This window comes from Streptococcus sp. 2022WUSS083, assembly GCF_044427155.1.
In the GTDB taxonomy this organism is placed as follows: domain Bacteria; phylum Bacillota; class Bacilli; order Lactobacillales; family Streptococcaceae; genus Streptococcus; species Streptococcus hashimotonensis.
The window spans coordinates 123,531-149,828 of sequence record NZ_JAOTGK010000005.1 but is presented as its reverse complement, the minus strand read 5'-3'; the positions used below and the strand labels follow the sequence as shown (position 1 = coordinate 149,828).

The window sequence follows — 26,298 nt, the reverse complement described above, 5'->3', positions numbered from 1 at the left end:
AGTTTTAATATATAAAAAATACACCCGACACCTGAATATCATGGTACAATAACAGTATATAATAAAATATAAATTAGGAATAATAGAAATGGAAACTGCAAAGAAAAAATTCAGATATAGTATTCGTAAATTTAAAGTCGGTGTAGGCTCAGTGCTAATTGCCACTTGCTTACTTGGGGCTGGGGTCTCGACAACAACCGCTTTTGCAACGACAGTGGCTTCGGAATCTACTCAAGTTGAAGCAACTCAGCCAACGGGAGAAACCGAGCCAACAGTACAGATTACTGGAACAGTAAGTACAGAAAATACGAATCTTGAATCAAAAGTTGCGCCAGAAGCTAAAGAAGAAGTTCCAGCAACATCAGAAACTCCAGTTGCTGAAAAGGCAGATCCAGAAGTGAAGTCTGCTGAACAAAATATAGCCTCTGAACCTGAAAAATCAGAAGAACCAACTCCTGCCCCAGCAGCCCTCACGAGCGAAGCTAAGGAAGAAGTATCAGAGAATACCGAAGTTAAAAATTCACCTCTTCAAAATCTTAAAAAACTTGTAAAAGAGTTAGAAAGAGATTTGGAAGAGCTGGAGGTGTTTAGGGATTATACTAAATCAGATTATTCACTGCAAAAAGAAACTTGGGAATCTTTTTTAAGTGTTGGAGAGGCAGATATAAAACTTGCTCATACACTTGAAGAGGGGGATGCTAAGATTCAAAGTGTATATGGAAGATTGGCTGATTTTAAACACCATATTACGATGGAACGCTTAACACGTGAGGTTGCTCAGTATCGTAAAAAATATATTAACGATCCAGAAATTGAAAAAGAGTATAAGACATATTTAGAGCAAAGAGAGGATAGCGGTACTTTTAGCCAAGAAGGAGATTTACTTAGAGTATCTGTTGGGAATTCAGAAGCAGCACTTGAAAGGATTAAAGAGAGAGCTGAAAAAATAGAAGGTGATAACCTCAAAACAGAAGTTCCTAAGGAAGCACCTAGAGTAGCCGAAAAACCAAAATTAGATTTTAAAGTTCAAACACGAACAACATATCAATTTTTAGATTTCGAAACGAAAGAGCAGGAAGATCCAAACTTGCCACTTGGTGAGAAAGAGGAACGACAAAAAGGTGAGAGAGGCGAAGAGTCTGAGACTTATCAAGATGTGATTGTTGGTGATACAATTGTAGCAAGTACACTCATTTCCAAAAAACGTAAAGAGCCAGTCAATCATCTGATTGCAAAAGGTACTTTGGTAGAGAAACATCCCGATACAGCACCGACAGCTCCTGAAAAACCAAAATTGGACTTTACTGTTAAAGAACGAGTAGAGCGAGAAATTTTGGATTATATGGTGGAAGAACAAGATGATGCTAGTTTGCCGCTCGGTCAAACAAAAGTGCTTCGTGAAGGTCAAAAAGGTGAATTGGTTAAGAAATATCAAGATGTGATTGTTGAAGGGAATGTCATAGCAAGTAATCTCCTTTCAGAAGACCGTAAAGCCCCAGTCAACCGTCTGATTGCAAAAAACATGTTAGTAGAGAAACATCCTGATACAGCACCGACAGCGCCTGAAAAACCAAAATTAGACTTTACTGTTAAAGAGCGAGTAGAGCGAGAAATTTTGGATTATATGGTTGAAGAACAAGACGATGCTAGTTTGCCACTTGGTCAGACAAAGGTTCTTCGTGAAGGTCAAAAAGGCGAATTGGTTAAGAAATATCAAGATGTGATTGTTGAAGGGAATGTCATAGCAAGTAATCTCCTTTCAGAAGACCGTAAAGCCCCAGTCAACCGTCTGATTGCAAAAGGCATGTTAGTGGAAAAAACACCAGATATTACGTCGAAAGCTGAGGACGAGGCTCTAAAACCAATGGAACCAGAGGCTGGTAAGCCGACTCCTCCAACACCGGAAGCACCAAAAACGGAAATGTCAGACGCTGAGCAACCAAAAGTGGACAAACCACAAATGGAAGCACCGAAAACTGATAAAGTAGAGTCTGACAAACAGATGCCAGAGGCTAAGCAACCAGAAATGGAGCAACCGAAAGCAGAAGACATGCCGAAGGAGGAAATGCCAAAGGCTGAGCACCCAAAAGCGGAAGACTCTACACCTAAGACAGCAGTTCCAGAAGTCGCGCCAAAAACGGCGGAAAAACCAAAGCTAGATTTCACAACAAAAGAACGAAAGGTAGAAGAAGCTCTCCCTATCAAAGAAGAAATCAGATATGATGCAAGCCTAGCGCTTGGCAAATCATACCTTCTTCAAGAAGGAAAAGCAGGTAAAAAAGTATCTGTTTATCAAGATGTCATAGTTGATGGTAAAGTTGTCGCAACCAACCTATTATCAGAGACTGTTGTTGAAGGTCAAAATCGTATCCTTGTAAAAGGTAGCTTGGAAATGAAGAAAGAAGAAGTAAAAACAACTCCTTCAGTACAATCGAATCCGACACTGAGTCACAAAGGTGCACCTTCTGCAAACAAAGCAACACTACCTGCAACAGGTGAACAACGCAATAACCTAGCCTTAGTAGGCCTTGGTTTAGCTGGAATTAGCTTGACAGTAGTCGCTACAGCTATAAACAAAAAATCTAAAGATCAAATCTAAACCATTATGAAACAGCGACAAAGAGGCCGGGCGGAAACGCCCAGCCTCTTTTTAGAACTGAAAATCAAATATTAGTGCGGTAAAATTAACTGTGATTGACTTAAATCAAGGTGGATTTGCCATTGAGAATTATCCCGAACAGTACACTCAAAGTCAGTGGTGTAGAGAATCAGCTCCAAGACATCACCTTTTTTCAGCTGATAAATGGTCGGCTGCAGTTTCCAAGTCAGGTCCATCCACTGGTCAGGCACCACTTCCTCGACAGTCATCAGGTCGGTGCGGTTTTGCAGGTTCATAAAGCCCTTGGTCACCAAGCGTTGCGGCATCTCCACATAAGGCAACTCCACCAGATTTTCTTGGGCATGGTAACGACCGTTGTTCAAGCTCAGCCGCGTTTTGGGCGTTGGGATTGGGGCTAGGCGTTTTTTGCTTCCCTTGTCCAATAGCTGAGCAGATAAGAGGCCTTTGGCTACACTAGAAGCCACACGGAGTTTCAAGGTGACCTGTCCGTTGAGCAGGAGGTCCTCCCTTACAGGCAGCTCGATGCTGACTTGGTTGGCCTTGCCTGCATAGAGGTCTTGGTGAAAGGCAGGGTAGGATTTGCCGTAGCGGTCAAAATTTTCTTGGGCATACTGATTGGCAATGGTCTGGCTTCCAGTACCTAGTGGCAAGACAGCCTCGTTTTCACCACCAAAGGTGTCCAAGGTCGTCCAAGTTTGCTCACCGCTATTGTCCTGCCAGATAACCGTTGGCAGTTGGTAGTTATTCTCGTAGCTCAGCAGTTTTTGACTGAGCAGGGCGTTCATGGACTCACGGAAGTCGATAGACTGCCAGTTGTTCATATACACGTGGGCACCGTTGTGGAAGAAGAGGTGTTTTTTGATATGGCTTGGCAGGGTGTGGAACATATTCCAGACATGGATTGGCTTGACATTCCAGTCCTGTGAGCCGTGGGTAAAGACTACCTCACACTTGACCTTGTCAGCGTGGAGCAGGTAGTTGCGGTCATGCCAATACTGGTTGTAGTCGCCACTGGTGCGGTCCAGGGCAGCACGTTCTGCCGCCAGTCCTTTTTCGTAAGCTGATTTACTGCGGAGGAAATCCCCTGCTTGCAGACTCTTGGAGTAGGTCAGGGCGGTCAAGCTGTCCAGATCCTCGCCTGGATAGCCGCCAGGGCTGGTCACCAGCCCGTTTTCACGGTAGTAGTCATACCAAGAGGAAATCCCTGCTTCTGCGATGATGACTTCCAATCCGTCTACGCCAGTTGTTGCCAAGGCATTGGACATGGTACCGAGATAAGACAGTCCCGTCGTCGCTACCTTACCATTGGCCCAATCGGCCTTGACCTCAATCGAGCGGGTGTGGTCTGTGTAGGCCTTGGTGCGACCGTTCAGCCAGTCAATCACCGCTTTATAGCCCTCCACCTGTTGGTAGTCGCCAGATGTCATGTAGCCCGTCGAGCCCAGAGTGCCGACCCCAGACACATGGAGGCTGGCGAAGCCACGAGCGAGGAAGTAGTCATTGAGGGAGTATGAAGTCATGTGGCCCAGTTTTTCGGTAGCAGCGCTGATAGGTAGCTCGCGTTGGTCTAAGTCCAGTTTGGTGATGTTGGTCTGATTGACCTCAATGGTGCCAGCTGGTTTTTCTGCTAACTCCCCTTCCATCTTGTGCAGGGCCTTATCGCTGGCTACATCGTTAACTCCTTGATGATAGGGGCTGTTGGTAATCACCGCAGGGATTTTCCCGTCAAATTGCGGACGGAGGATGGAAACTTTGACAATATCAGTCTGGCCAGTCCCAGCCGTATCGACAGGCGTTTCGACATAGACCACCTCTCGAATGAGATTTTTTGTTGAAAAGGTTGCCAAGGATTTGCCGTTGAAGAAGTGGTAGTGATTGTCCTCTGGAATGAGATCGTCACTAACCAGCTGGTCAATCAAGGTGTTTCCAGACTTGGTGCGGGTAGCCAGCAACTGGTAGAGGTTGTCTATGATGTCCCCGTAGACAATCGGGAAGTTGCTTTTCTCCACGAAGTCCATGACATCTGTATAATCTACGCCAGGCACAAAGCCCAGCAACTGAAAGGCAACTTGGTAGAAAATCTGGTCAGTCAACTCACGGTCAGACTGGAAGAAGGTCAGCAGGTCCGTATCCCAGTCCGCAATCATGTTGGACAGGGCAAAGTCGGTGTTGGCTGTCAGGAAATGGCACTTTCTGACAAAGGTTTCTAAATTTGTCTTACTACTTGCATCAGGAATCAGTTGAAATCCTAGAGCACCAAGCTCTTGCAAGTAGACGGAGGTCTCTTTTTTTATAAAAGAAAATTGATTAAAGCGCATAAATTCTCCTCTTTTTTAGGATAATAGTCTATAATAGCTATTATATCTGATAAGCTAGTGTTTGTCTAAAAATTATCAGTATATATAAAGATATTAATGTATAAAACGACGATACAATTAGTTGTAAAATGACGAAATTTTTTATACAATATTGTAGAATGACTGAGGAGTGAAATGTATCGTGTTGAGAAAAAATGAAACTATAGTCCCTGTTTTACGTATTAATAATAGGGCTATTAACCAAGGATTTTTAGAAAAAAATCTAGGAATGAAAACCAAGCTAGAAGATGGTCCTTTTGCTGATTTTGGAGATAGAATAAGCCCAGAAACGAAGCTCGTTTTGACAGAATCTCCTGGTAATCGCACCCGTGCTGTCGAAGGGCTTAAAAAATTGAATAAAATTGTGATAAAAGTAGACAATGCCTCTGAAATTGAAGCTTTACTAGCGCAAGGGTCACAGTATAGTCAGCTCTACCAAGGAAAAAATGGCTATGGTTTTGAAGCTGTATCGCCAGAAGGAGACACCTTCCTTTTACATGCAGAAGCGTCTGTTGATGACCTAAAAGCAATCCTTCCACCTGTTCCATTTAAGGTGCAGGATGACTTTTCTGGATTGACTGCTTTTACAGTAGAGTCTATTTGGATTAATACCCCACAGGCTAGTATCAGCCAAGACTATTATGAGGCTATCCTACCTCAACAAGCCTTTTTGCGTTTTGTTGGAGCAGAAGGTAAGGATTTATTAACTCCTGCAGAACAAGTTTGGGATTTAGAAGGCTTGCGTTTTCCCGTTGAGCAGGATTTTGATTGGGTACATTTGGAAAGCCAGTTGGAAGGACCATTCTTTAAAGATAAAAAAGCAAGCTTTATCCAAACGGTTGACCCAAGTGGTATTGAATTGTGGTTCGAAAAATGAGACAAGTAATTTTAGACAAGGTTTCAGAGCAGATTGAGCAAGGAGTTTATCCTGGTGCCAGTCTGGCTCTTTTTTCTAAGAGTCAGTGGCAGGAATATTATTTAGGGACCCAGGATGGTCAGTTACCAGTTGAGGCGGGTTTGACCTATGATTTGGCGTCTGTTTCCAAGGTGGTTGGAGTAGGGACTCTTGCGACTTTTCTGGTTAATAGCGGAGCTTTGGAGCTAGATAGGACCTTGCAGTCTTATTATCCAGCTTTTGCGGATAGTGAGGTCACCATTCGGCAATTATTGACCCATACTAGTGGTATCAATCCCTTCATTCCCAATCGGGATAGTCTGGATGCCGACCAGCTCAAGGAAGCAATTTTGAAGATTACCGTAACGGATAAGAAAGATTTCCTCTACACAGACATTAATTTTCTCTTGCTGGGCTTTTTGTTGGAGGAACTGGGTAGAGACAGTCTAGACCAGCTGATTAGTCGAGACGTTCTAGAGCCCTTTGGTATGTCCCAAACCTCCTTTGGACCAGTCAGTCAGGCGGTGCCGACGGTGCGTGGCGTCAAGGCAGGTGTGGTGCATGATCCCAAGGCGCGTGTCTTGGGCCTCCACGCGGGAAGTGCAGGTCTCTTTTCGACCGTAAAAGATTTGGAAATCTTTTTGGAACACTGTCTGACGGCTGACTTTGCGGCGAATTTAACGCAGGATTACGGTTTTGATGATAAGCGCAAGCGGTCTCTGGCTTGGGATAAGAAGGGGGACTGGTTGTTCCACACAGGCTATACGGGGACCTTTATCATGTACAATCGTCCCTTGCAGAAAGCTGCGATTTTTCTTTCGAATCGTACTTTTGACAAGGATGAGCGGGCCCAGTGGAAGTTGGATAGAAACCAGGTTATGGTCTTGATTCGTCAGGTCTTGGAGGAAGAAGAGGCTATTGACTAATACTCTTCGAAAATCAACATTATCCGTTGTCAAGAGCCTTGATGAGTGAAAAGCTCCAGTGGAGGTTTTCAGCCTGTTACCTTGAAATAAGAAAGTAACAGAGTTCTATCTTCGACTTCGTTTCTTAGGCGACTTTTGATTTTCATTGAGTATATAGTCGTTTAGTTTTTCTTTTATTGCTTCGACGAGTGAGGAAACATCGTTTCCTTATTTCCAATTTCAAACACTCCACTGGAGTATTTGAACTCGCTTTGCCGTACTCTGCAGGGGTGACTTGCTCCGCAAGTGCTATCTCCAACCTTGCACAGTCACTCGACTGTACAAGCTGTCTGCAGCTCGTTGCCTAGTACTAAAAGTAAACTAAAAGACTATAACTATCCTTCCGCAACACTCAGTAGATTTTTCGACATAGTAAAAGGACCTGCATGTGCAAGTCCTTTTGTGTTTGCTTGATTAAGCTTGACCTGAAACTTCTGCAGCGTGGTCGTCCATTGAAAGAACTTCGTGGAAGACACGTTGAGTCAATTCAGTTTTTTGCTCTTTAGTGAGGTATTTGGTGTTTACGCAGTATCCAGAGATACGAACGATGACATCTTCACCTGCCATAATCTTGTCATAAACGTCGTTCAAGTCCATAACGTTCAAGTTGACGTGTTGACCACCTTGTTCGAAGTATCCGTCAAGGATTGTCACCAAGTTGTTCACTTGCTCATCGAATGTTTTACCAAGAGCTTTTGGTGAAACTTGAGTTGTCAATGAGATACCGTCGTTGGCATGTTTGAAGTTGAGTTTAGAAAGAGTATTCAAGTTTTGCAACCAACCACCACGAGATTTAGAAGTTGGGTTGGCACCTGGTGGGAAGAATTCCACTTTAGAAGTGTTAACAGAACCATCTTCGTTGAGGAATACACCGCGGTGAACTGGTGAGTTAGCTGTTTGTTTAGAGTAAGCAACGTTTGAAGTGATTGTCAAGATAGACACAGTTGCTTCAGCATTCTTGTACAATTTGTGCTTGTTCAAGCGAGAGAAGAATGCTTCCATGAGCCATTTCGCGATGTCATCTACACGGTCGTCATCCTCACCATAACGTGGGAAGTCGCCAGTTACTTCGTAATCGTAGATGAAGCCATCTTCGTCACGGATTGGTTTCACTTGTGCGTACTTGATAGCAGACAATGAGTCAACAGTATTTGCGAAGCCACAGATACCGAAGCCCATGTTTGCACGAAGGTGAGTTGGCAAGAATGCCATTTGAACTGCTTCATAGTTGTACTTGTCAGTCATGTAGTGGATGATGTTCATAGCATCTACATAAGTGTCAGTCAACCAGTCAAGGGCTTTTTCAAAGTTGGCAATAACTTGATCGTAGTCAAAGATTTCAGAAGTATTTGGTTCAACACCATCGAACACTTTATAATCTTTGTGAACATCGTCGTAGCCGTTGTTCCAGCTTGAAAGAAGAGCTTTAAGAACGTTCACACGAGCACCGAAGTACTGAATGTTGTGGCGTTGGTCTTCACTTTCTGGGTCAAGTGGTGACACACAGCAAGAGATACATGACATTTCGCCATAACCATCTTTCGCCATTGTTGTCACACCTTCGTATTGGATAGAAGAGTGTTTGTGGCTCATTGCCATACAGTAGCGACGGAATGAATATGGAAGTTGGTCTGACCAAAGAACTGTCAAGTTTGGTTCTGGAGAGTTACCGATGTTGTCAAGTGTGTTCAAGAAACGGTAGTCCATCTTAGTAACACGGTGACGACCGTCGTTACCCATACCTGCCATAGAGGTTGTCAAGAATGTTGGGTCACCAGAGTAGATTTCGTCGAAGGCTTTTGTACGAGCGAATTTCACTGTACGAAGTTTCAATACGAAGTCGTCAACAAATTCTTGGATTTCAGATTCAGTAAATGTACCACGAGCCAAGTCACGTTCTGCATAGATGTCGAGAACGATCGGCACACGACCAAGAGAAGTTGCTGCACCGTTGATAACACGACATACTGCCATGAAGGCGATGTTTGTCCATTGGATAGCTTCTTTGGTGTTCATCGCAGGTTTGCGAACATCAACACCGTATAAGTCACCTAAGCGTACAACTTGTTGCAATGCTTGGTATTGAAGGTTGATTTCTTCACGAAGACGGATTGATTCTTCATCGATTTCAGTAATTGCATTCCAGTCAGCTACTTTTTCTTCCATCAAGTAGTCTGCACCGTAAAGTGCCAAACGAGCGTACATACCGATGATACGACCACGTGAGTATGCATCTGGAAGACCAGAAACGTGGTGTGAGTGACGAGCACGGCGGATGTCAGCTGTGTAGGCACGGAAGATACCGTCGTTTACAGTTGTAGCGTGTTTTGTATAGATTTCATGAAGGAGTGGGTCTGGAGTATAGCCGTTTTCGATAAGAGTTGTTTCAGCCATACGAATACCACCACGTGGCATGAAATTGAGTTTGAAGAGCTCATCGTTTTGGATACCAAAGATGAGTTCGTTCTCTTTATCGATGAAACCTGCTGGAATATCAGCGATAGAAGTAGCACGATCTACGTCCATTGGGAAGCGAGTGTCTTCGTAGCCAGCTTTTGTTTCTTCGATGATTTTTTTGATATGAAGTGAACGCTCAGTTGGGCCTGCGAGGAAGCTTTCATCTCCATCGTATGGAGTGTAGTTGGCTTGAACGAAGCGTGTTACACTTGCCTTATCTTGCCAATCTGTACCTTTAAAGCCTTCCCAGGCTTGGGCGAAAATGTCTTCAGCAACATTTTTTGTTTTAACTTTTGTTGACATGAGGGTTCTCCTTTTATGCTTTTGGGTATCGACTTTGTATCAATACCAACATGTCATCATTATACCATTTGAAAACACTTTCTACAAGACAAAAATACTTGAAAATAAATGAAAAACCTTTCAAGGAATATGAAAAAATTTGAAAGACATAGTTGGTATTTTCAAAGTGAATTTCTGCTTGTATTTGTAATAAGGTGATAAGCTGTCGTTTATTGTATTGGTAAGATGGCTGGTTCAACGAATCTAAAGGCTGAAACTTCCTAAGAAATGCGGTATAATATAGCGAGTTAAACTTGAAAACAGGAAGAGGCAGTCATGTTAATTTTTCCCTTAATCAATGATTTATCTAGAAAAATTATTCATGTAGATATGGATGCTTTTTTTGCTGCCATTGAGGTCAGGGATAATCCTGCTTTGAAGGGCAAACCTGTTATCATTGGGGCTGACCCAAGACTATCTGGCGGTAGAGGAGTGGTGTCTACCTGTAATTATGAGGCGCGTGCCTTTGGTATTCACTCGGCTATGTCCTCAAAAGAGGCCTATGAGCGTTGTCCTCAGGCGATTTTCATTTCTGGCAATTATGAAAAATACCAGGAAGTTGGGCGACAGGTTCGAGAAATTTTTCATCGCTATACTGATTTGGTGGAGCCCATGTCTATCGATGAGGCTTACTTGGATGTAACAGAAAATAAGTTGGGTATCAGCTCTGCGGTTAAGATTGCCAAGCTTATCCAATACGATATTTGGAATGAATTGCATCTGACAGCTTCCGCAGGCGTTTCCTATAATAAATTTTTAGCAAAAATTGCCTCTGATATGGAAAAACCGCACGGTTTGACCTTGATTCTACCTGAAGATGCTGTTGGTATTCTCGCCTCCCTGCCTGTTGAAAAATTTCACGGTGTGGGGAAGAAGACGGTGGAACGCCTGCATGAGATGGGGGTCTACACGGGGAAAGATTTGCTAGATGTACCAGAAATGGTTTTGATAGATAGATTTGGGCGTTTTGGCTTCGACCTTTATCGGAAAGCGAGGGGCATTTCTAATTCGCCCGTTAAAGTGGACCGTGTTCGTAAGTCAATTGGAAAGGAAAGAACCTATCGCAAACTTCTTTATCGGGAGGAGGATGTCTTGAAAGAGCTAATCAGTCTCTGCCAACGGGTCGCAGCCAGTTTGAAGCGAAATGGAAAAAAGGGGCGAACAATTGTTTTAAAGGTACGTTATGGTGACTTTTCTACCTTGACGAAACGTCATAGTCTAGAGGTGTATACGGACCAGACGGAAACGATTGAGAAAGAGGTTCGTCAACTAATTGAAGAAATTGGGAAGATTGAAAAAGGTATTCGTTTGCTGGGTGTGACCGTGACTAATTTTCAAACTTGAGTTCTGTTTCAGTCTATGATAGACTGAAAAAAAAGGAGAAGAGATGCAAATTTCAAGTAGATTTACCATTGCCAGCCATATCTTGGTTCTCTTGGCTCTGGAAGGAGAAAAAGAAAAACAGACCAGTACTAGCATTGCAGGCAGTGTCGGGGTTAATCCTGTCATTATCCGAAATATTTTGTCCCAACTCAAGGAGGCTGGTCTGGTAGAAGTAGCGCGTGGTGTTGGAGGTGCTCGCTTGGCACAGGGTCCAGACCAGATTACACTTTTGCATGTCTATCAGGCTGTGGAGTTATTTGGAGAAAAAGGTCAATTATTCGCTTTTCATGAGCAACCGAATCCTTCCTGCCAAGTAGGTCGCAATATTCATCCCCTGCTAGATAGCCGTTTGGAAAATGCTCAGTCGGCTTTGGAAAAAGAGTTGGAACGCACGACTATTGCTGATTTATTAGCCGAATTATAGGTATTCAATCATCCTCGTGATGATTTTTTTTAAACTTTTTAGTTGTAATGCTTGACATTACAACAGGCATAGTATAAACTAATGGTTGTAAATAAAAACGTTACAACGAAACAAGTGAGGTATCAATATGAAAATTGCTATTATTGCAGCGAATGGTCAAGCAGGTCAAACTATTGCAAAGGAAGCAGTAGAACGTGGTCATCAGGTGACGGCTATTGTCCGTTCTGAAAACAAGAGCGTAGCCCAAGAAGTAATCCAGAAGGATGCTTTTGCTCTTACCAAAGAAGATTTGGCCGGTTTTGATGTAGTAGTCAATGCTTTTGGTGCTTGGACACCAGAAACCTTGCCGGATCACGCTCGTCTTGCTGAGCATCTAGCGACCATCCTTGCTGGTAGTCCAACTCGTCTTTTAGTAGTTGGTGGTGCAGGCAGTCTTTATTTAGACGAGAGCCAGACAGCTATGCTGAAAGATACACCAGATTTCCCTGCGGACTACCTGCCAATCGCTGAGGCTATGGGTGCTGGTCTAGACCTCTATCGTCAGGCGACAGCAGTTAACTGGACCTATATCAGCCCTGCAGCCGATTTTGATGCAGAAGGTCAAAAAGCAGGTGCCTACACTATTGCTGGCGAGGTTTTCCAAGTCAATGCCCAAGGTGAAAGCTATATTAGTTATGCCGACTATGCTGTGGCTTTGGTTGACATTGTGGAAAAAGGTGGCTACCAGCAGGAACGAATTTCCGTACTTGCATAAAAATTTTAAATGGTCTAAAAGATAGTTCCCATCGAGGAATTATCTTTTTATTTGTTACTTGCATATAGTATAATAATATAAACAAAAAGAAAAGGAGAACCCCATGATTCACTTGATTTGTCCCAATCCAGCCCTAGACCGCACGCTTCTTGTGGAAAAGATTGAAAAGAATATTCCCCTGAGACCGACAGAAGTGAGGGATTATCCTGGTGGAAAAAGTTTCAACGTGGCCTATGCACTTCGAGAAAATGGAGTGCCAGACTACACTATCCATACCATTTTAGGTGGGCAGATTGGTCGCTATATTCAGGAGCTTAATGCTGATGGTGGAAATGCCCTGCGCGTGGTTGAAAATGACCAGAACACCAGAACCTGCAATATTTACGTAGAAACCAGTACAGGCGATGTAGTACTATTTTATGAAAAAGGTTTTGAACTAACAGAGGATTTGCTCAACCAATTCACTCAGCAGATTGAAAATAGCCTGCAAGCTGGCGATATCCTAGTCTTTTCTGGTAGTCTGATGAAGGGGATGCCGGATGATTATATTCAGCGGTTTATTGAAAAATACCCAGAGGTTCTGACCATAGTGGACACCAGTGGACCAGCTCTACGTGCGGCTTATCAAGCTCGCCCAGCCCTTATCAAAATCAATAATGAGGAGCTGAAAGATATTTATCCAGAGCTGGATGAAGAAAGTCCTGAAGCTATTTTAGGTATTCTGAAAGAAGTGACCCCTCATGAGAATATCATTATTACCATGGGAGGCAGAGGCAGTCTGGCAAAAATTGGTCAGCGCTTCTTCCGTATTCAGTCACCAAAGAAAGAAACGCGTAATCCGATTGCCGCAGGGGATTTCTATCTGGGCTTGCTAGTCAAGGGAATCAGTCAAGGTCAAGCCCCAGAAATCTTTTTGAAAGAAGCAGCAGCCTTTGCGACAGCTAATTGTTTGAATTATTTTCCAGAGGTTGAAGCAGAGCAGTTTGAAGAGATAGTAGATACAATATTACTAGAGGAACTGTAGCATTGTATCCTTTTACTCATCGTGCTATAATGGCAAGGAGAAACAAGGTGAGATGGGGGATAGTAGTGGAACAGTTGACGGTTCTTTACCAAAATTTAAAACGGCGATATGGTGAATTTCACTGGTGGAATGATGAAAATCCTATAAAGGATTTGGTATCTATGATTCTTATTCAGCAAACAACGGAAGCAAATGCCAAGCGTGCTTTAGAACAGTTGGAGGGACGGTTGACAATTCATTCGCTTTTAGAGATGCCTGTGGAGGATTTACAAGAATGCATTCGCCCAGCAGGATTCTTCAAGCAAAAATCACTCTACATTCGGTCAGTGGTTGAGTGGGCCAATCAGTTCGATGGAGATTTTTCTCGCCTAGATCGTGTTGAGACAGCAGTACTCCGAAAAGAGCTGCTGAGCTTGAAGGGGGTTGGCAATGAAACTGCGGATGTTATTTTGCTCTATTTGTGTCGAAGAAGTGTTTTTGTGGCGGATCAATATGCTCTTCGACTATTTAATCGGTTAGGACTTAGCCAGTCTCAGGATTATTTGAGTTTGAGACAGGAATTTACAGAGCAGATAAAAGATTGGTCGGTAAAAGACGCTCAGGAGCTTCATGCACTGATTGATGAACATGGCAAGCAGTTCAGATTAACAAAGGGGCAGCTTGATGAATCATGGTTGATGATATAGTCATACTCTTCGAAAATCAAAATCAGACGTTGTTGACTTGATTTGATGAACCTCAGTTCTATCTGCATCTGCGTCGCCTAGCTTGATTTTGATTTTCATTGAGTATCAATTAGTGTATTTTTTATTACTACGAAGAGCGAGGAAGCCTCATTTCCTTATTTCCGAGTTTAAACACTCCACTGGACAGTTGAAGTAGTCTGCATATCGTTGACTTGTACTAAAAGCAAACGAAACGATTATAAAAGAGTAAAACCAGCAAATCTACTGACTTGCTGGTTTTTATGCTTTAAAAAATTCTTCAATATCTGCCTGTTCTATGCCAATCATGGGGTCGATGGTTAGTAGGTTATCTACAGTCAAAATGTATTCTGTGGGTTGGGGACTTGTTTTTTGTGGCTGGTCTTGATCAAGAAGGGAGAGTTGTTGGCTGTTTTCTTTGACTACTTTAACCTGTTCTTTTCTGTCTGGCTGTGTAGGGGGCTGGGTTTGCGTGGTTGTAGCTGTTTTGCTTTCGGCTTTTTCAGCTAAAGCTTCCTTGCTATCCTGCTCTGCCATTTCCCCTTGGAAACGTGGGACCAGATAGGTTTTTCGGACGGTTCCGGCGTTTTTGACGGCGTAGTCGAAGGCGGAGATTTCGCCCAGGAGGATGAGCTTGCTCTTGGAGCGGGTGATGGCGGTGTAGACCAGATTGCGCTGGAGCATACGGTGGCTGGTGCGCGTGATGGGAAGGATAACGACCTGGAACTCGCTGCCTTGGGACTTGTGGATGGACATGGCATAGGCCAGGGTAATCTTGTACCATTCGTTACGGGGATAGGTGACCTCGCTACCGTCGAAGTTGATGGTAATCTCGTCCTGCTTGGAGTCGGTGTACTTGGCAGGCAGGAGGTCGGTGATGTAGCCCAAGTCGCCATTGAAGACATTGGCTTCGGCGTCGTTGACTAGATGAATGACCCGGTCGCCTTGGCGGAAGGCTTGCTCGTTATGGAGGAATTCTAACTCTCCCTCTTCCAGTGGATTGAGCAGGGCCTGGGTCATGGTGTTGAGTTGGTCAATACCTGCAGCACCACGGTACATGGGAGCGAGGATTTGTACTTCGTTTGCAGGAATGCCTGACTTGATAGCTGCGCCGACAATGCGCTCAATCAGGGCTGGAATTTGTTCGTTTTGCGCTTCAAAATAGGAGCGGTCAGCCTTTTTCTCACGGAAATCACTAGGCAGAGCCCCTTGGCGAATCTGGCTGGCTAGGGTAACAATAGTCGAATCATCGGATTGACGATAGATGCGTTCCAGAGTGATGCTGGGTAGCTTGTCAATTTTCAAGAGGTCAGCAAGGACTTGACCGGGACTGACAGAAGGTAATTGCTCCGCATCGCCAACAATCAGAACTTGGGTCTGAGATGAGATGTTCTGGAAGAGCTGGTTTGCCAACCAAGTGTCGACCATAGAAAACTCATCCACGATGATAAAGTCGGCATCCAAATAATCATCACGGTAGGATTCTTCCTGTCCTTCGACAAGCCCCAGATGTCGGTGGATGGTGGCAGAAGGCAGGCCTGTCAATTCATTCATCCGTCTGGCTGCTCGTCCAGTTGGAGCGGCGAGAAGGACTGGGCATTCTTCTCGGTTGCGAGTTAGGTCAATCTTATGCAAGATGGCATAGACTGCGATAATGCCGTTGATGACGGTTGTTTTTCCAGTCCCTGGTCCGCCTGTCAGAATGAAAAGCGGATTGGTAATGGCTTGGACGATGGCTTCTTTTTGAATGTCATCGTAGGTGAGAGAAGACATGCTTTCCAGCTCTGCTATGGCAGCCTCAACGTCTGCGCGTGGGAAGGGTTTGAAACCATTTTTTCCCATCAGGCGGATCAGGTTTTTATGGATACCATGTTCGGCAAAGTAGAGGCTGTTGTCAAAAATCTTTGTGCCTTCTTGCTGTACCTTGTCGTCTGCAATCAGTCCCGTCAATTCTTTTGCAACAGCAGCGGGGTCCAGCTCTGTATGGCGGGATTTTTCCAGCAGTTCAAGGGTTGCTTCCAGCAAGTCTCTGGCCTCCACATAGGTATCGCCTGTTTCCATGGAGCGATGAATGAGGCTAAAGAGCATACCAGCCCGAAAGCGTTGGGGGGAATCGCTGGCAATTCCCAGGTTTTCCGCAATCCTATCGGCAATGGTAAAGCCGAGCCCTTGGACATCTTCGACCAGTTGATAGGGATTTTCTTCAATAATCTGAAGTGTTTTTTCCTTATACTGGTCTTGGATTTGAAAGGCCAATTTATTGGGAATGCCATACTCGGCTAGTTTTGCCAAGATCAACTCGGTTCCATAATTGAGGCGGAGTTTTTCGACAAATGCCTGCATGTTCTTGCTGGATAGACCTGTGATTTGAGTTAGTTTTTCAGGTTCAGCTAAAATCTTATCAATGGTATCTTCGCCATAGAGTTCAACGATTTTTTCAGCTGTTTTGCGTCCAATTCCCTTGAAATGCTCGCTGGAGAAATACTTGACCAGACCAGCTGAGGTAGGCTTGCTGCGTTCGTAACGCGAAATTTGCAGCTGCTGACCATACTTGGGATGGGTGACCAGATTGCCATAGAAACGATAGTCTTCTCCTTCAATGACATCGGCAATCGTTCCGGTCACAATAATTTCGTAGTCATCATAGTCTGCGTCTGTCTCCTCGATTTCAAGGAGAAGGATTTTATAAAAATTACTAGGATTTTCAAAAATAATCCGGTCAATAGTGCCGGTAAAATACACTTCGTTCATAGAGTTTATTTCCAATAATAATGAAAAAGAAGTTTGGAACGGATTGCTCCAAACTTGTTTGTATTAATCAACAGTCCCAATACGGTTGAGAGGCCACATGCGAAAGACAACTTCTCCTTTGATGTTTTCACGGGAAAATGTTCCTACACTACGACTATCTAGTGAGACAAGGCGGTCATCTCCCATCAGGTAGTATTGTCCTTCTGGGACTGTCACGGTAAAGTCTACGTAACCATTGGCATCTTGTGTGAAAGCTTCAGCAGATTGGGCCACAGCTTGGAATTGTTTGTTGTAAGAATAGACTTCTTGAAGTTTATCTTTCTGGAATGCAGCGAGATATTCATCTAAGTAAGGCTCATCCACTTTTTGGTCGTTAACATAGAGGACATCGTTTTCGTAGCGAATGGTGTCACCTGGCATGCCAATCACACGTTTGACAATCAGTTTTTCCTTGCCGTCGCTGTCTGTCTCACTGGCTACAACAATATCAAAGCGGTCGATAGAGGATGTTTTGAGCATGATGAGTTTTTCTTGGTGTTGAAGCGTTGGGTCCATGGAATGGCCATCGACAGATACAGGGTTCCAGATAAAGTAACGACTGGCAAAAAAAGCTGCCATAAATAGTAAAAAGATACCCCATTCAGCTAAGAAGGCGACTAGTGGTGAGCGTTTTGTTTTTTGGATTGCTCCCATATTTTTTCCTCATTTCAATAATTTTTGTGCTTTTTGTGTATTGGCAAAGTGGAGTTTGGCAGTTTGGTTGAGACCAGCCATACCATAGTCTTTTAAGATGCTTGCTGCGACTTGGTCGGATTTACTACCCGCACCAGACGGCAGATTCATCCCAACTAGTTGACCAAGCTGGACAAGATTTTCTAAAAACATACTTCTTGCAATAATAGAAGATACTGCCACAGCCAGATACCTGCCCTCAGCTTTTTCTTCCAAGGTCACGGGATTGACAAATTGATTGGCTTCCTTCTTCAAGTATTTTTGATAATTTTGACTGGAAGTGAAGGCGTCAATGACAATCTTCTCAGGCTGGACACCCTTTTGCAAGAGTAGGAAAATAGCCTGATTGTGTAGGGCCACCTTGACAGACACCGCATTGTAGCCTTGCTCGATGACTTCGTTGTATTTTTTCGGTGACAATAGCAGAGCTTGGTGGGGGATTTTCTCTTTTAAGAGAGGGGCGATTTGGCAGATTTTTTGGTCTGTCATTTTCTTGGAATCATCGACACCAAGCGACTTGAGAAAGGCATGGTCTTCTGGGCGGACAAAACTAGCAACGACTGCCAAACCTCCAAAATAAGATCCATTTCCAACCTCATCCGTACCAATCATGGGCAGGTTTTGACCAGGTATGGTCGTCTGTCCAGAGCTTTCTGGCTCATAGCCCCAACGGCTTGCTTCCTGCTCTGCCATTTCCCCCTGAAAAACGACTTTTCCAGAAGTGTAGATGGACAGGCTGGCACCGGTCAGTTTGAAAAATGCTTCTATGTAAGGATTTTTGCTGGTCTGCCGATAGCGGTCATAGTGGGCCATCATGGCTTGTTTTTGCTGGGCAGAGGTCTTTAGTACAACGGTATTCATGTTCTTATTGTAACACAAATGCTAGTTAGAGTGTGCAGAAAAGGGTGGAATTTACTATAATGGTAGAAGAAAGTGAGGTACACTATGGAAGTGCAAATGAAGTATAAATGGGCGACTCTGGGAACAGGTGTCATTGCCAACGAATTGGTTCAGGCCTTGCAGGATATGGGAGGAAATCTTTATTCGGTAGCCAACCGTACCTATGACAAGGGTGTGGAATTTGCGCAAAAATATGGCATCGAGAAAGTTTATCGAGAAATCGATGAAGTGTTTGAGGATCCTGAAGTAGACATTATCTATATTTCTACGCCTCACAATACCCATATCAATTATTTGAGAAAGGCCTTGAAGGCTGGGAAACATGTCCTCTGTGAAAAGTCTATTACGCTTAATTCAGAAGAATTAGCAGAAGCCATTCAACTGGCAGAAGAAAATCAGGTTATCCTGGCAGAAGCCATGACTATTTTCCACATGCCAATCTATCGTCAGTTGAGCCAAGTGGTTGCCAGTGGTAAGCTGGGAGATTTGAAGATGATTCAGATGAACTTTGGTAGTTACAAGGAATACGACATGACCAACCGCTTTTTCAATAAAAACTTGGCAGGCGGCGCCCTCTTGGATATTGGTGTCTACGCTCTGTCCTTTGTCCGTTGGTTTATGACAGAAAAGCCAAATCAGGTTTTATCTCAGGTTAAATTGGCTCCGACAGGTGTGGACGAGCAGGTAGGGATTTTGCTCAGCAATGATGCAGGAGAAATGGCGACTATCGCCCTGACCCTCCATGCCAAACAGCCAAAACGGGGGACTATTGCCTACGATAAAGGCTACATCGAGCTCTACGAGTATCCTCGTGGTCAGAAGGCGGTCATTACCTATACCGAAGACGGTAGTCAAGAGGTAATCGAAGCGGGCGAGACAGCCAAGGCTCTTTCTTATGAAGTGGCGGATATGGAAAAAGCTGTCGCAGGCATCGAAAACACCATGCACCTAGCCTACACCCAAGATGTCATGGACATCATGACCCAACTCCGTAAAGAATGGGGCTTGGTTTATCCTGAAGAAATGTAGGGTCTTGACTAATCCGAAAATAGAAATGAGAGTGAGCTAGTAGCCAATTGTTGGATTACTGCCTTACTCTTATTTTTTACTTATAGTCTTCGAAAATCCAGACGTTGTTGACTTGATTTGGTGAACGTTAGTTCTATCTGCATCTGCGTCTCCGAGTCTGTTTTTGATTTTCATTGAGTATTATCTAATAATATGACAGTCAGATGACATTTATATTGATTGTGTGACAGAAAAGTCCTAAGATTACATAGTGGAGACAGTTTATTTAAAAGAACGGTTGAAGGCTTGTTTTTCAGATTTAATTTAGGTAAGATAGAACCATCTCAAAAATAAAGAAGGAATAAGATTATGAAACGTAAGAGAACAAATAAACCACAACATATGCGTCGCAAGAGAAAAACACCCATCATGAAAAACAATAAGAAGATGTTGTACACATCTTCATTGGCTCTTTCCCTCTTTAGTACAGGGATGATTTCGACAAATGTTTTAGCCATCGAATGGGCTCCACGTACTGTTTCTGAAATTAGCCCAGAAATTGTACAAGAAGAAGGAAAGATGACCTATACTGTTCAGTATGGAGATACCTTATCAGCCATCGCCTTAGCTATGAATATTGATATGGACTTGCTGGCGAAAATAAATCAAATTGCAGATGTCAACTTGATTTTCCCTGATACGGTACTGACGACGACTGTTGACCAAAACAATCAAGTGACTCAGGTTGAGATTGAAGCTCCTGTTCAGGGAAACACAAATGAGACCGTTCAGGCAACTGTTGACCTAACAACCAATCAAGTAACGGTTGAGGATACGGTTGTTCCCTTGGATCAAATTTCATCAGTTACCGACTCAGCACCTGTAGAGGAAGTTGTAGAACAGCCTGTAGCAGAAGCACCTGTAGAGGAAGTTGTAGAACAGCCTGTAGTAGAAGTGCCTGTAGAGGAAGTTGTAGAACAGCCTGTAGCAGAAGCACCCGTAGAGGAAGTTGTAGAACAGCCTGTAGTAGAAGCACCTGTAGAGGAAGTTGCAGAACAACCTGTGGTTGAGGCACCTGTAGAGGAAGTTGTAGAGCAGCCTGTAGTAGGAGCGCCTGTGGAGGAAGTGGTGGAGCAACCTGTGGTTGAGGCACCTGTAGTAGAAGCACCTGTAGAACAGCCTGTAGTTGAAACTCCACAAGTGACAGCCCTATCAACCACTACAACAACAAGTACAAGTGCTTATGATATCGGTTTGCAACCTCAGGTAGCAGCCTTCCGCGCAGAAGTAGCTAATGCCTTCGGTATTACTTCTTTCTCAGGTTACCGTCCTGGTGATTCTGGCGACCATGGTAAGGGATTGGCAATTGACTTTATGGTGCCTGAGAGCTCAGCTCTAGGAGATCAAGTGGCGGCTTATGCAGTTGCAAACTTAGCTTCTAAAAATATCAACTACATCATTTGGAAACAGCGCTTCTATGCGCCGTATGACAGTATCTATGGTCCAGCCTATACATGGAATCTGATGCCAGACCGTGGTAGCATTACAGAAAACCACTACGATCATGTGCATGTATCTTTTAATTAGACTTACAAAAATAACCGTTTCAGCCTTATCTGAAACGGTTATTGCTTTATATGTAGTAATATAGTCGAATGAATTAACTTTCAGACAAGGAACTGAGATGCAGGTAGCGGGAGTGGGAAAGACATCGACTGGTCAAAAAGAGTTCGTCAACAAGTCCTTATTTCCAGTTGTTGAGCTGAAACAGTCTATCCCCAGACTGTTTCCCTCCCGCCCCCGCATAGCTCAAACTGTCTGGGAGACAGTTTGAGGTTGGAGATAAAGCGAACTTTGTTCGCAACGATCGTAAGGTCAGATTTGGAGTGTAAAATACGAATTGCTGAGATTTGCTTCGCAAATCTTATCTCCAACCTTTAACAGTCCACTGGACTGTTAAACCCAATCAACCACTGCGCTGAGATGTTGACACGAACTCTGAGTAGTGGTCCTGGGCTTTTTGCCCAGCCTAGGTTGGAAATAAGACTTGCGAAACAAGTCACTTTCGTAGAGTACGGCAAGCCGAAAGTGACGATGTATCAAAGTTAATTCAAATGACTATAAAAAAAGAAACAACTATCTCCCCCCAGATAGCTGTTTTGTGCGCAAACTAAGTATAAAATATATTCCTAAAAGAAACCTTAAACCAAGAACTTGCCTTCACAAGTAACATACTGAGCTGTGAAGACGGGTTCTAATTTTAGGAAAATTAAAATTGACACGTAGAGTGTTATTTTCGGATGTTTTATCGTTTATTTAACTTGAATTGCCAGTGCTTGATAAGGCTTGAGGGTAATTTTCTTACCGAGTTTGTTGTCAGGATAGTTGCTGATGAGGACTTGGCCGTGGGCATAGTCGTCTGCCAAATCTAGTTCAACCTCTTCTGCAAAGAAATTGTTGAGGACCAACAGTTTTTCGCCATTTAGCAAGCGTTCAAAGGCGTAGACTTTCTGGCTATCCTTGTAGGCTGCCTTGTAGTCCCCTTCTGAAATCAGAGGGAGTTCTTTCCGCAGGCGGATGAGTTCTTGGTAGAAGGTAAAGATTGGGCCTGTTTTTTCCTGTTCAACGTTAATCGTTTGGTAGGATTTGCCAGCTTTCAGCCAAGGAGTTCCTGTTGAGAAGCCTGCATTGTCAGAAGCATCCCATTGCATCGGGGTGCGGGAATTGTCACGGGACTTGGCCTGGATAATCTTGAAGGCCTGCTCAGGTGCGTGACCTTGGTCCAAGAGCATCTGGTAGGCATTGATAGACTCCACGTCTACGTAGTCGTCCATGCTGTCGTAGTCAGGGTCAATCATGCCGATTTCCTCGCCCATATAGATGTAAGGCGTACCGCGGGACAAGTGGATAGAGGCTGCTAGCATGGTCGCTCCTTCGTTACGGAAATTCTCCACATCAACAAATCGGTTGAGGGCTCGAGGCTGGTCGTGGTTGTTGTAGAAAAGGGCGTTCCAGCCATTTCCAACGGACATTTCTTCACCCCAAGTGTGGAAGAGGCGTTTGAGTTCTTCAAAGTCAAAGTCCATGATGGTCCATTTTTGACCGTCCTTGTAGTCCACTTTCAAGTGGTGGAAGTTGAAGGCCATGGACAATTCTTCCCGCTCAGGAGCCGTGTAGAGAATGCAGTTTTCAATGGTGGTGGCAGACATTTCCCCGACGGTCATGAAGCCTTTTTCTGCTCCAAAAGTGGCATTGTTCATCATCTTGAGGTAGTCGTGGGTAATCGGGCGGTCGGTGTAAGCAGGCTTGCCGTCGTTGATTGGGCAGTCTTCGAGGACTTCATCCTTGCCGATCAGGTTGATAACGTCGAAGCGGAAGCCCTTGACACCCTTGTCCTTCCAGAAGTTGACCACCTTGAAGAGTTCTTCACGGACATGAGGGTTTCGCCAGTTGAGGTCGGCTTGGGTCACGTCAAAGAGATGGAGGTAGTATTTCCCAGTATCTCCAAAAGGAGCCCAGGCATTGCCACCAAATTTAGACACCCAGTCAGTTGGCTGGTCACGCAGGATAAAGAAATCTTGGTAATATTTGTCGCCGGCTAGGGCCTTTTGGAACCATTCGTGGTCGGTTGAGCAGTGATTGAGGACCATGTCTAGCATGAATTCAATGCTCAATTCTTTGCCGACAGCCACCATTTCTTCAAAGTCAGCCATGGTCCCAAAATCAGGATTGACGGCTGTATAATCTGAAATGTCATAACCGTTGTCTCGTTGAGGACTTGGGTAGAAAGGGTTGAGCCAAATCACATCAATACCTAGCTCTTTTAAATATGGGAGTTTTTCAATAATTCCTCGTAAATCCCCTACACCATTTCCAGTTGTATCCTTGTAAGATTTTGGGTAGATTTGATAAACAACCTTTCGTTTGTCTATTGTCATTTTGCTCTCTCTTTCTTGATTTTTCCTTCTTGCATAAGCAATGATAGGAGGTGCAAGTTACCTTGCGCCCTCCTAGAACATTAATTCTTTGTAACTGTCAGAATAGTTTCGCCTTGCGAGATGGCACGAGGAAGATTTCCGATAACTTGGGTGTCAAAGTCAGTTTGGTTGGTCACGATAACTGGTGTTTCAGCGATGAGACCAGCAGCCTTAATGACATCGATGTCAAAGCTAATCAATTTATCACCAGCTTTTACCTTGTCACCTTGATTTACATGGGCTGTAAAGCCTTTACCTTCCAAACCAACAGTATCCATACCAATGTGCATAAGGAGCTCAACTCCGTTTGTAGCAGTGATACCAACAGCATGGTTAGTTGGGAAGAGGACAGAAATTTCTCCGTCAACAGGTGCTACCAGAAGACCTTCCGTTGGGTCAATAAGGACACCTTGGCCCATGACACCTGATGCAAATACAGGGTCAGTAGCTTGTGACAATTCTTTGGTTTGACCAGTAAGTGGGCTAATCAATTCGATAGCAGCGCCAGTTTCAACAACAGTTTCAGTTACGACTACAACTTCTTCAACAGTTTCTTCTTTTTTTGAAAATGCACCTGTACGTTTGAAAACAGCTGTCAAAATCATTGGGACAACAATCGCAACAACCATTGTCATAAAGAATGCACCCCAGTATTCAGCTTTAATAGACAAGATACCTGGAAGACCACCGATACCGATAGAAGCTGCTTGGATGTTGAAAGTTACAGAGAGTAAGCCTGCGATACTTGAACCAATCATAGCAGCTACGAATGGGTAAATGTATTTTACGTTGACACCAAAGAGGGCTGGTTCAGTAACACCTAGGTAGGCAGAAATAGTTGCAGGAAGTGAAACTTGCGCTTCTTTTTCATTGTGACGGTTCATGAGGAAGTAGGCAAATACTGCTGAACCTTGAGCAATGTTAGAAAGAGCAATCATTGGCCAGAGACCAGTTCCACCAGCATCCGCAATCAATTGTGTATCGATGGCGTTTGTCATGTGGTGAAGACCAGTGATAACGAATGGTGCATAGAGGGCACCGAATACTGCACCGAAGAGCCATTTCAATGGACCAGTCAAACCTGCCAATACAACAGTTGACAACCATTGACCGATTGTCCAACCGATAGGACCAAGGACAGTGTGAGCCAAGATAATTGCTGGAAGAAGTGATAGGAATGGTACGAAGATCATTGAGACCACTTCTGGAACAACCTTACGCCAGAAGATTTCTAGGTAAGACAGTGCCAAACCAGCAAGGAGGGCTGGGATAACTTGCGCTTGATAACCGATACGGGCAATACTAAATGCACCGAAGTTCCAAGACCAGTCGCTGGCGATGGTTGCTGCATCTGTACCAGGTACAGCATAAGCGTTGAGCAACTGTGGAGAAACCAAACAGATACCAAGGACGATACCAAGGATTTGAGAAGTTCCCATTTTACGAGATACGGACCAAGTGATACCTACTGGCAAGAAGTGGAAGATGGCTTCACCTGGCAACCAGAGGAAGTGATTGACACCATTCCAGAAAGGAGAAACCTGAACGATAGTGTTCCATACAGGGTTACCATCAGCATCGAAGACCAACTGCCCATCTTTCATAGCTTGTCCAAGCCATTCCATCTGAACACCTTCCAAGACGTTACGGAAACCGAGAATCAAACCGCCGACGATAAGGGCAGGAATGATCGGTGTGAAGATTTCCGCCAGCATGGTCATGACACGTTGGATGGCATTTTGGTTACTTTTAGCGGCTGACTTTGCAGCTTCTTTTGATACGCCTTCGATACCAGACACAGCTGTAAAGTCATTGTAGAAGATTGGTACATCGTTACCGATGATGACTTGGAATTGACCAGCGTTGGTAAATGTTCCTTTTACTGCTGGAATATCTTCGATGACTTTTACGTTTGCTTTTTTCTCATCTGCAAGAACAAAGCGCATGCGCGTTGCACAGTGAGTTACTGCATTGACATTCTCTTTTCCGCCAATAGCTTCTAGGAGCTGTTTGGCTTCTTTTTCAAATTTTCCCATATATTTTTCCTTCTAGACGGCTTATGGAATCCGTCACCCTATATTTTTTAGACATCTCTCGAAGCATGTCCTTTTTTTGAAATTTGTACGGACAAATTTCTTTTATGTTATCATTGTATCCGATTTCAAAAAATAATGCAAGCGTTTTTGCTTAGTTTTTTTTAATTTTGAAATGAATTTTGTTATAATGTTGATAGTTGTATGTTATTTGACAGATGAATTTGCGAGGAAATGATGAAAAAATACCAAGAAATTTATAATGACTTAAAAGAAAAAATACGGACAAATGTTTATCCGGCAGAAAGCTCCCTACCGACAGAACAGCAACTTCAGGAAATCTATGGTGTTAGTCGTGATACGGTTCGTAAGGCGTTGGCGATTTTGACTGAGGGAGGTTTGATTCAAAAAGTGCAAGGGCGTGGTTCAATGGTCCTTAAGCAAGAAATTCTCAATTTCCCAGTTTCAGGTTTAACTTCTTATCAGGAATTGACAAATGTTCTCCAGCTTTCTACCAAGACAGATGTTGTCAGCTTAGATATGATTACCGTTAATAGTAGCCTTTCGCACTTGACAGGCTTTGAGCCGTATAGCAAGGTGTGGAAAGTTGTCCGTACACGTTCGATTGACGGTAAGGTCTCTGTTGTGGATACAGATTATCTTGCTGTCGATGTCGTGCCAGAGTTGACAACTGCTATTGCTGAAAAATCCATCTACGAATACCTAGAAAATAAGTTAGGCCTTGATATTGCTTATGCACAAAAAGAGATTACGGTAGAGCCGACCAATCGAGAAGAGCGTGAGCTAATGCAATCGAAGGATGATTATTTGGTCTTGATTAAATCTCGTGTCTATCTCGGTGATACCCAACAATTCCAATATACAGAAAGCAAGCATAAAATTGATAAATTCCGCTTTGTAGATTTTGCTCGTAGAAAGCATTCTTTATAGGAGAGATTAGCCAAATCAATT

18 protein-coding genes are annotated in these 26,298 nt (G+C 43.8%); 11 read left to right on the top strand and 7 right to left on the bottom strand.

The features are described from left to right. Positions 1-88 precede the first annotated feature (88 nt). Complete coding sequence (locus ODU41_RS07940) at positions 89-2,599, top strand: G5 domain-containing protein (RefSeq protein ID WP_208546079.1); 2,511 nt, start codon at positions 89-91, stop codon at positions 2,597-2,599. Positions 2,600-2,670: 71 nt separating this feature from the next. On the opposite strand, the gene ODU41_RS07935 is transcribed toward ODU41_RS07940, so the two are convergent. Further along, a complete protein-coding gene (locus ODU41_RS07935) occupies positions 2,671-4,938 on the bottom strand; it encodes a Xaa-Pro dipeptidyl-peptidase (protein ID WP_208546080.1) in 2,268 nt (755 codons plus the stop codon). Between the two features lie 169 nt (positions 4,939-5,107). Here ODU41_RS07935 and ODU41_RS07930 point away from each other — a divergent pair, with 169 nt between their 5' ends. After that, entirely contained in the window at positions 5,108-5,854 is a 747-nt protein-coding gene (locus ODU41_RS07930) for a CppA N-terminal domain-containing protein (protein ID WP_398578875.1), read from the top strand. Further along, on the top strand, positions 5,851-6,798 hold the full coding sequence (locus ODU41_RS07925) for a serine hydrolase domain-containing protein (protein ID WP_208546082.1): 948 nt from the start codon (positions 5,851-5,853) through the stop codon (positions 6,796-6,798). Before ODU41_RS07930 ends, ODU41_RS07925 begins: the two co-directional genes overlap by 4 nt. A gap of 453 nt (positions 6,799-7,251) precedes the next feature. On the opposite strand, the gene pflB is transcribed toward ODU41_RS07925, so the two are convergent. Then, on the bottom strand, positions 7,252-9,597 hold the full coding sequence (gene pflB / locus ODU41_RS07920; RefSeq protein WP_023369171.1) for a formate C-acetyltransferase: 2,346 nt from the start codon (positions 9,595-9,597) through the stop codon (positions 7,252-7,254). A 315-nt stretch (positions 9,598-9,912) separates the two neighbouring features. Between pflB and dinB the strand changes: the two genes are divergently transcribed. The 5 genes from dinB to ODU41_RS07895 all read left to right on the top strand — a co-directional run bounded on the left by dinB (position 9,913) and on the right by ODU41_RS07895 (position 13,907). Further along, on the top strand, positions 9,913-10,980 hold the full coding sequence (dinB, locus tag ODU41_RS07915; protein ID WP_024402036.1) for a DNA polymerase IV: 1,068 nt from the start codon (positions 9,913-9,915) through the stop codon (positions 10,978-10,980). Positions 10,981-11,023: 43 nt separating this feature from the next. Next, a complete protein-coding gene (locus ODU41_RS07910; protein WP_172076236.1) occupies positions 11,024-11,443 on the top strand; it encodes an Rrf2 family transcriptional regulator in 420 nt (139 codons plus the stop codon). Between the two features lie 127 nt (positions 11,444-11,570). Then, entirely contained in the window at positions 11,571-12,197 is a 627-nt protein-coding gene (locus tag ODU41_RS07905) for an NAD(P)-dependent oxidoreductase (protein WP_208546083.1), read from the top strand. 103 nt (positions 12,198-12,300) lie between these two features. Further along, complete coding sequence (locus ODU41_RS07900; protein WP_208546084.1) at positions 12,301-13,221, top strand: 1-phosphofructokinase family hexose kinase; 921 nt, start codon at positions 12,301-12,303, stop codon at positions 13,219-13,221. A 47-nt stretch (positions 13,222-13,268) separates the two neighbouring features. Next, positions 13,269-13,907, top strand: coding sequence for an endonuclease III domain-containing protein (locus ODU41_RS07895; protein ID WP_014636205.1), 639 nt, complete (start codon positions 13,269-13,271; stop codon positions 13,905-13,907). Positions 13,908-14,186: 279 nt separating this feature from the next. Here ODU41_RS07895 and ODU41_RS07890 read toward each other — a convergent pair whose 3' ends face one another. The 3 genes from ODU41_RS07890 to rnhC form a co-directional block, all read right to left on the bottom strand. Further along, positions 14,187-16,676, bottom strand: coding sequence for an ATP-dependent RecD-like DNA helicase (locus ODU41_RS07890; RefSeq protein WP_208546085.1), 2,490 nt, complete (start codon positions 16,674-16,676; stop codon positions 14,187-14,189). 63 nt (positions 16,677-16,739) lie between these two features. Then, the gene (gene lepB, locus ODU41_RS07885; protein WP_011921809.1) at positions 16,740-17,369 is read right to left on the bottom strand and encodes a signal peptidase I; all 630 of its coding nucleotides are present in this window, start codon (positions 17,367-17,369) and stop codon (positions 16,740-16,742) included. Positions 17,370-17,378: 9 nt separating this feature from the next. Further along, positions 17,379-18,269 (bottom strand): ribonuclease HIII, encoded by an 891-nt coding sequence (gene rnhC, locus ODU41_RS07880; protein ID WP_398578874.1) that lies wholly within the window; start codon positions 18,267-18,269, stop codon positions 17,379-17,381. Between the two features lie 84 nt (positions 18,270-18,353). Here rnhC and ODU41_RS07875 point away from each other — a divergent pair, with 84 nt between their 5' ends. Continuing rightward, positions 18,354-19,337: a Gfo/Idh/MocA family protein gene (locus ODU41_RS07875; protein ID WP_398578873.1), complete on the top strand. Its 984-nt coding sequence runs from the start codon at positions 18,354-18,356 to the stop codon at positions 19,335-19,337. A gap of 348 nt (positions 19,338-19,685) precedes the next feature. Next, positions 19,686-20,903 carry a LysM peptidoglycan-binding domain-containing protein gene (locus ODU41_RS07870; RefSeq protein ID WP_398578872.1) on the top strand — a complete coding sequence of 406 codons (1,218 nt, stop codon included), beginning with the start codon at positions 19,686-19,688 and terminating at the stop codon, positions 20,901-20,903. 725 nt (positions 20,904-21,628) lie between these two features. On the opposite strand, the gene treC is transcribed toward ODU41_RS07870, so the two are convergent. Continuing rightward, complete coding sequence (treC, locus tag ODU41_RS07865; protein ID WP_398578871.1) at positions 21,629-23,254, bottom strand: alpha,alpha-phosphotrehalase; 1,626 nt, start codon at positions 23,252-23,254, stop codon at positions 21,629-21,631. An 80-nt stretch (positions 23,255-23,334) separates the two neighbouring features. After that, positions 23,335-25,329 (bottom strand): PTS system trehalose-specific EIIBC component, encoded by a 1,995-nt coding sequence (gene treP / locus ODU41_RS07860; RefSeq protein WP_398578870.1) that lies wholly within the window; start codon positions 25,327-25,329, stop codon positions 23,335-23,337. Between the two features lie 234 nt (positions 25,330-25,563). Here treP and treR point away from each other — a divergent pair, with 234 nt between their 5' ends. Further along, entirely contained in the window at positions 25,564-26,277 is a 714-nt protein-coding gene (gene treR / locus ODU41_RS07855; RefSeq protein ID WP_012774930.1) for a trehalose operon repressor, read from the top strand. Positions 26,278-26,298 lie beyond the last annotated feature (21 nt).

Bases quoted from the DNA above. Each gene is read 5' to 3' on its own strand.
- ODU41_RS07940 (WP_208546079.1), top strand. From the start codon at position 89: ATGGAAACTGCAAAGAAAAAATTCAGATATAGTATTCGTAAATTTAAA.
- ODU41_RS07935 (WP_208546080.1), bottom strand. From the start codon at position 4,938: ATGCGCTTTAATCAATTTTCTTTTATAAAAAAAGAGACCTCCGTCTAC.
- ODU41_RS07925 (WP_208546082.1), top strand. From the start codon at position 5,851: ATGAGACAAGTAATTTTAGACAAGGTTTCAGAGCAGATTGAGCAAGGA.
- pflB (WP_023369171.1), bottom strand. From the start codon at position 9,597: ATGTCAACAAAAGTTAAAACAAAAAATGTTGCTGAAGACATTTTCGCC.
- dinB (WP_024402036.1), top strand. From the start codon at position 9,913: ATGTTAATTTTTCCCTTAATCAATGATTTATCTAGAAAAATTATTCAT.
- ODU41_RS07910 (WP_172076236.1), top strand. From the start codon at position 11,024: ATGCAAATTTCAAGTAGATTTACCATTGCCAGCCATATCTTGGTTCTC.
- ODU41_RS07905 (WP_208546083.1), top strand. From the start codon at position 11,571: ATGAAAATTGCTATTATTGCAGCGAATGGTCAAGCAGGTCAAACTATT.
- ODU41_RS07900 (WP_208546084.1), top strand. From the start codon at position 12,301: ATGATTCACTTGATTTGTCCCAATCCAGCCCTAGACCGCACGCTTCTT.
- ODU41_RS07890 (WP_208546085.1), bottom strand. From the start codon at position 16,676: ATGAACGAAGTGTATTTTACCGGCACTATTGACCGGATTATTTTTGAA.
- lepB (WP_011921809.1), bottom strand. From the start codon at position 17,369: ATGGGAGCAATCCAAAAAACAAAACGCTCACCACTAGTCGCCTTCTTA.
- rnhC (WP_398578874.1), bottom strand. From the start codon at position 18,269: ATGAATACCGTTGTACTAAAGACCTCTGCCCAGCAAAAACAAGCCATG.
- ODU41_RS07875 (WP_398578873.1), top strand. From the start codon at position 18,354: ATGGAAGTGCAAATGAAGTATAAATGGGCGACTCTGGGAACAGGTGTC.
- ODU41_RS07870 (WP_398578872.1), top strand. From the start codon at position 19,686: ATGAAACGTAAGAGAACAAATAAACCACAACATATGCGTCGCAAGAGA.
- treC (WP_398578871.1), bottom strand. From the start codon at position 23,254: ATGACAATAGACAAACGAAAGGTTGTTTATCAAATCTACCCAAAATCT.
- treP (WP_398578870.1), bottom strand. From the start codon at position 25,329: ATGGGAAAATTTGAAAAAGAAGCCAAACAGCTCCTAGAAGCTATTGGC.
- treR (WP_012774930.1), top strand. From the start codon at position 25,564: ATGAAAAAATACCAAGAAATTTATAATGACTTAAAAGAAAAAATACGG.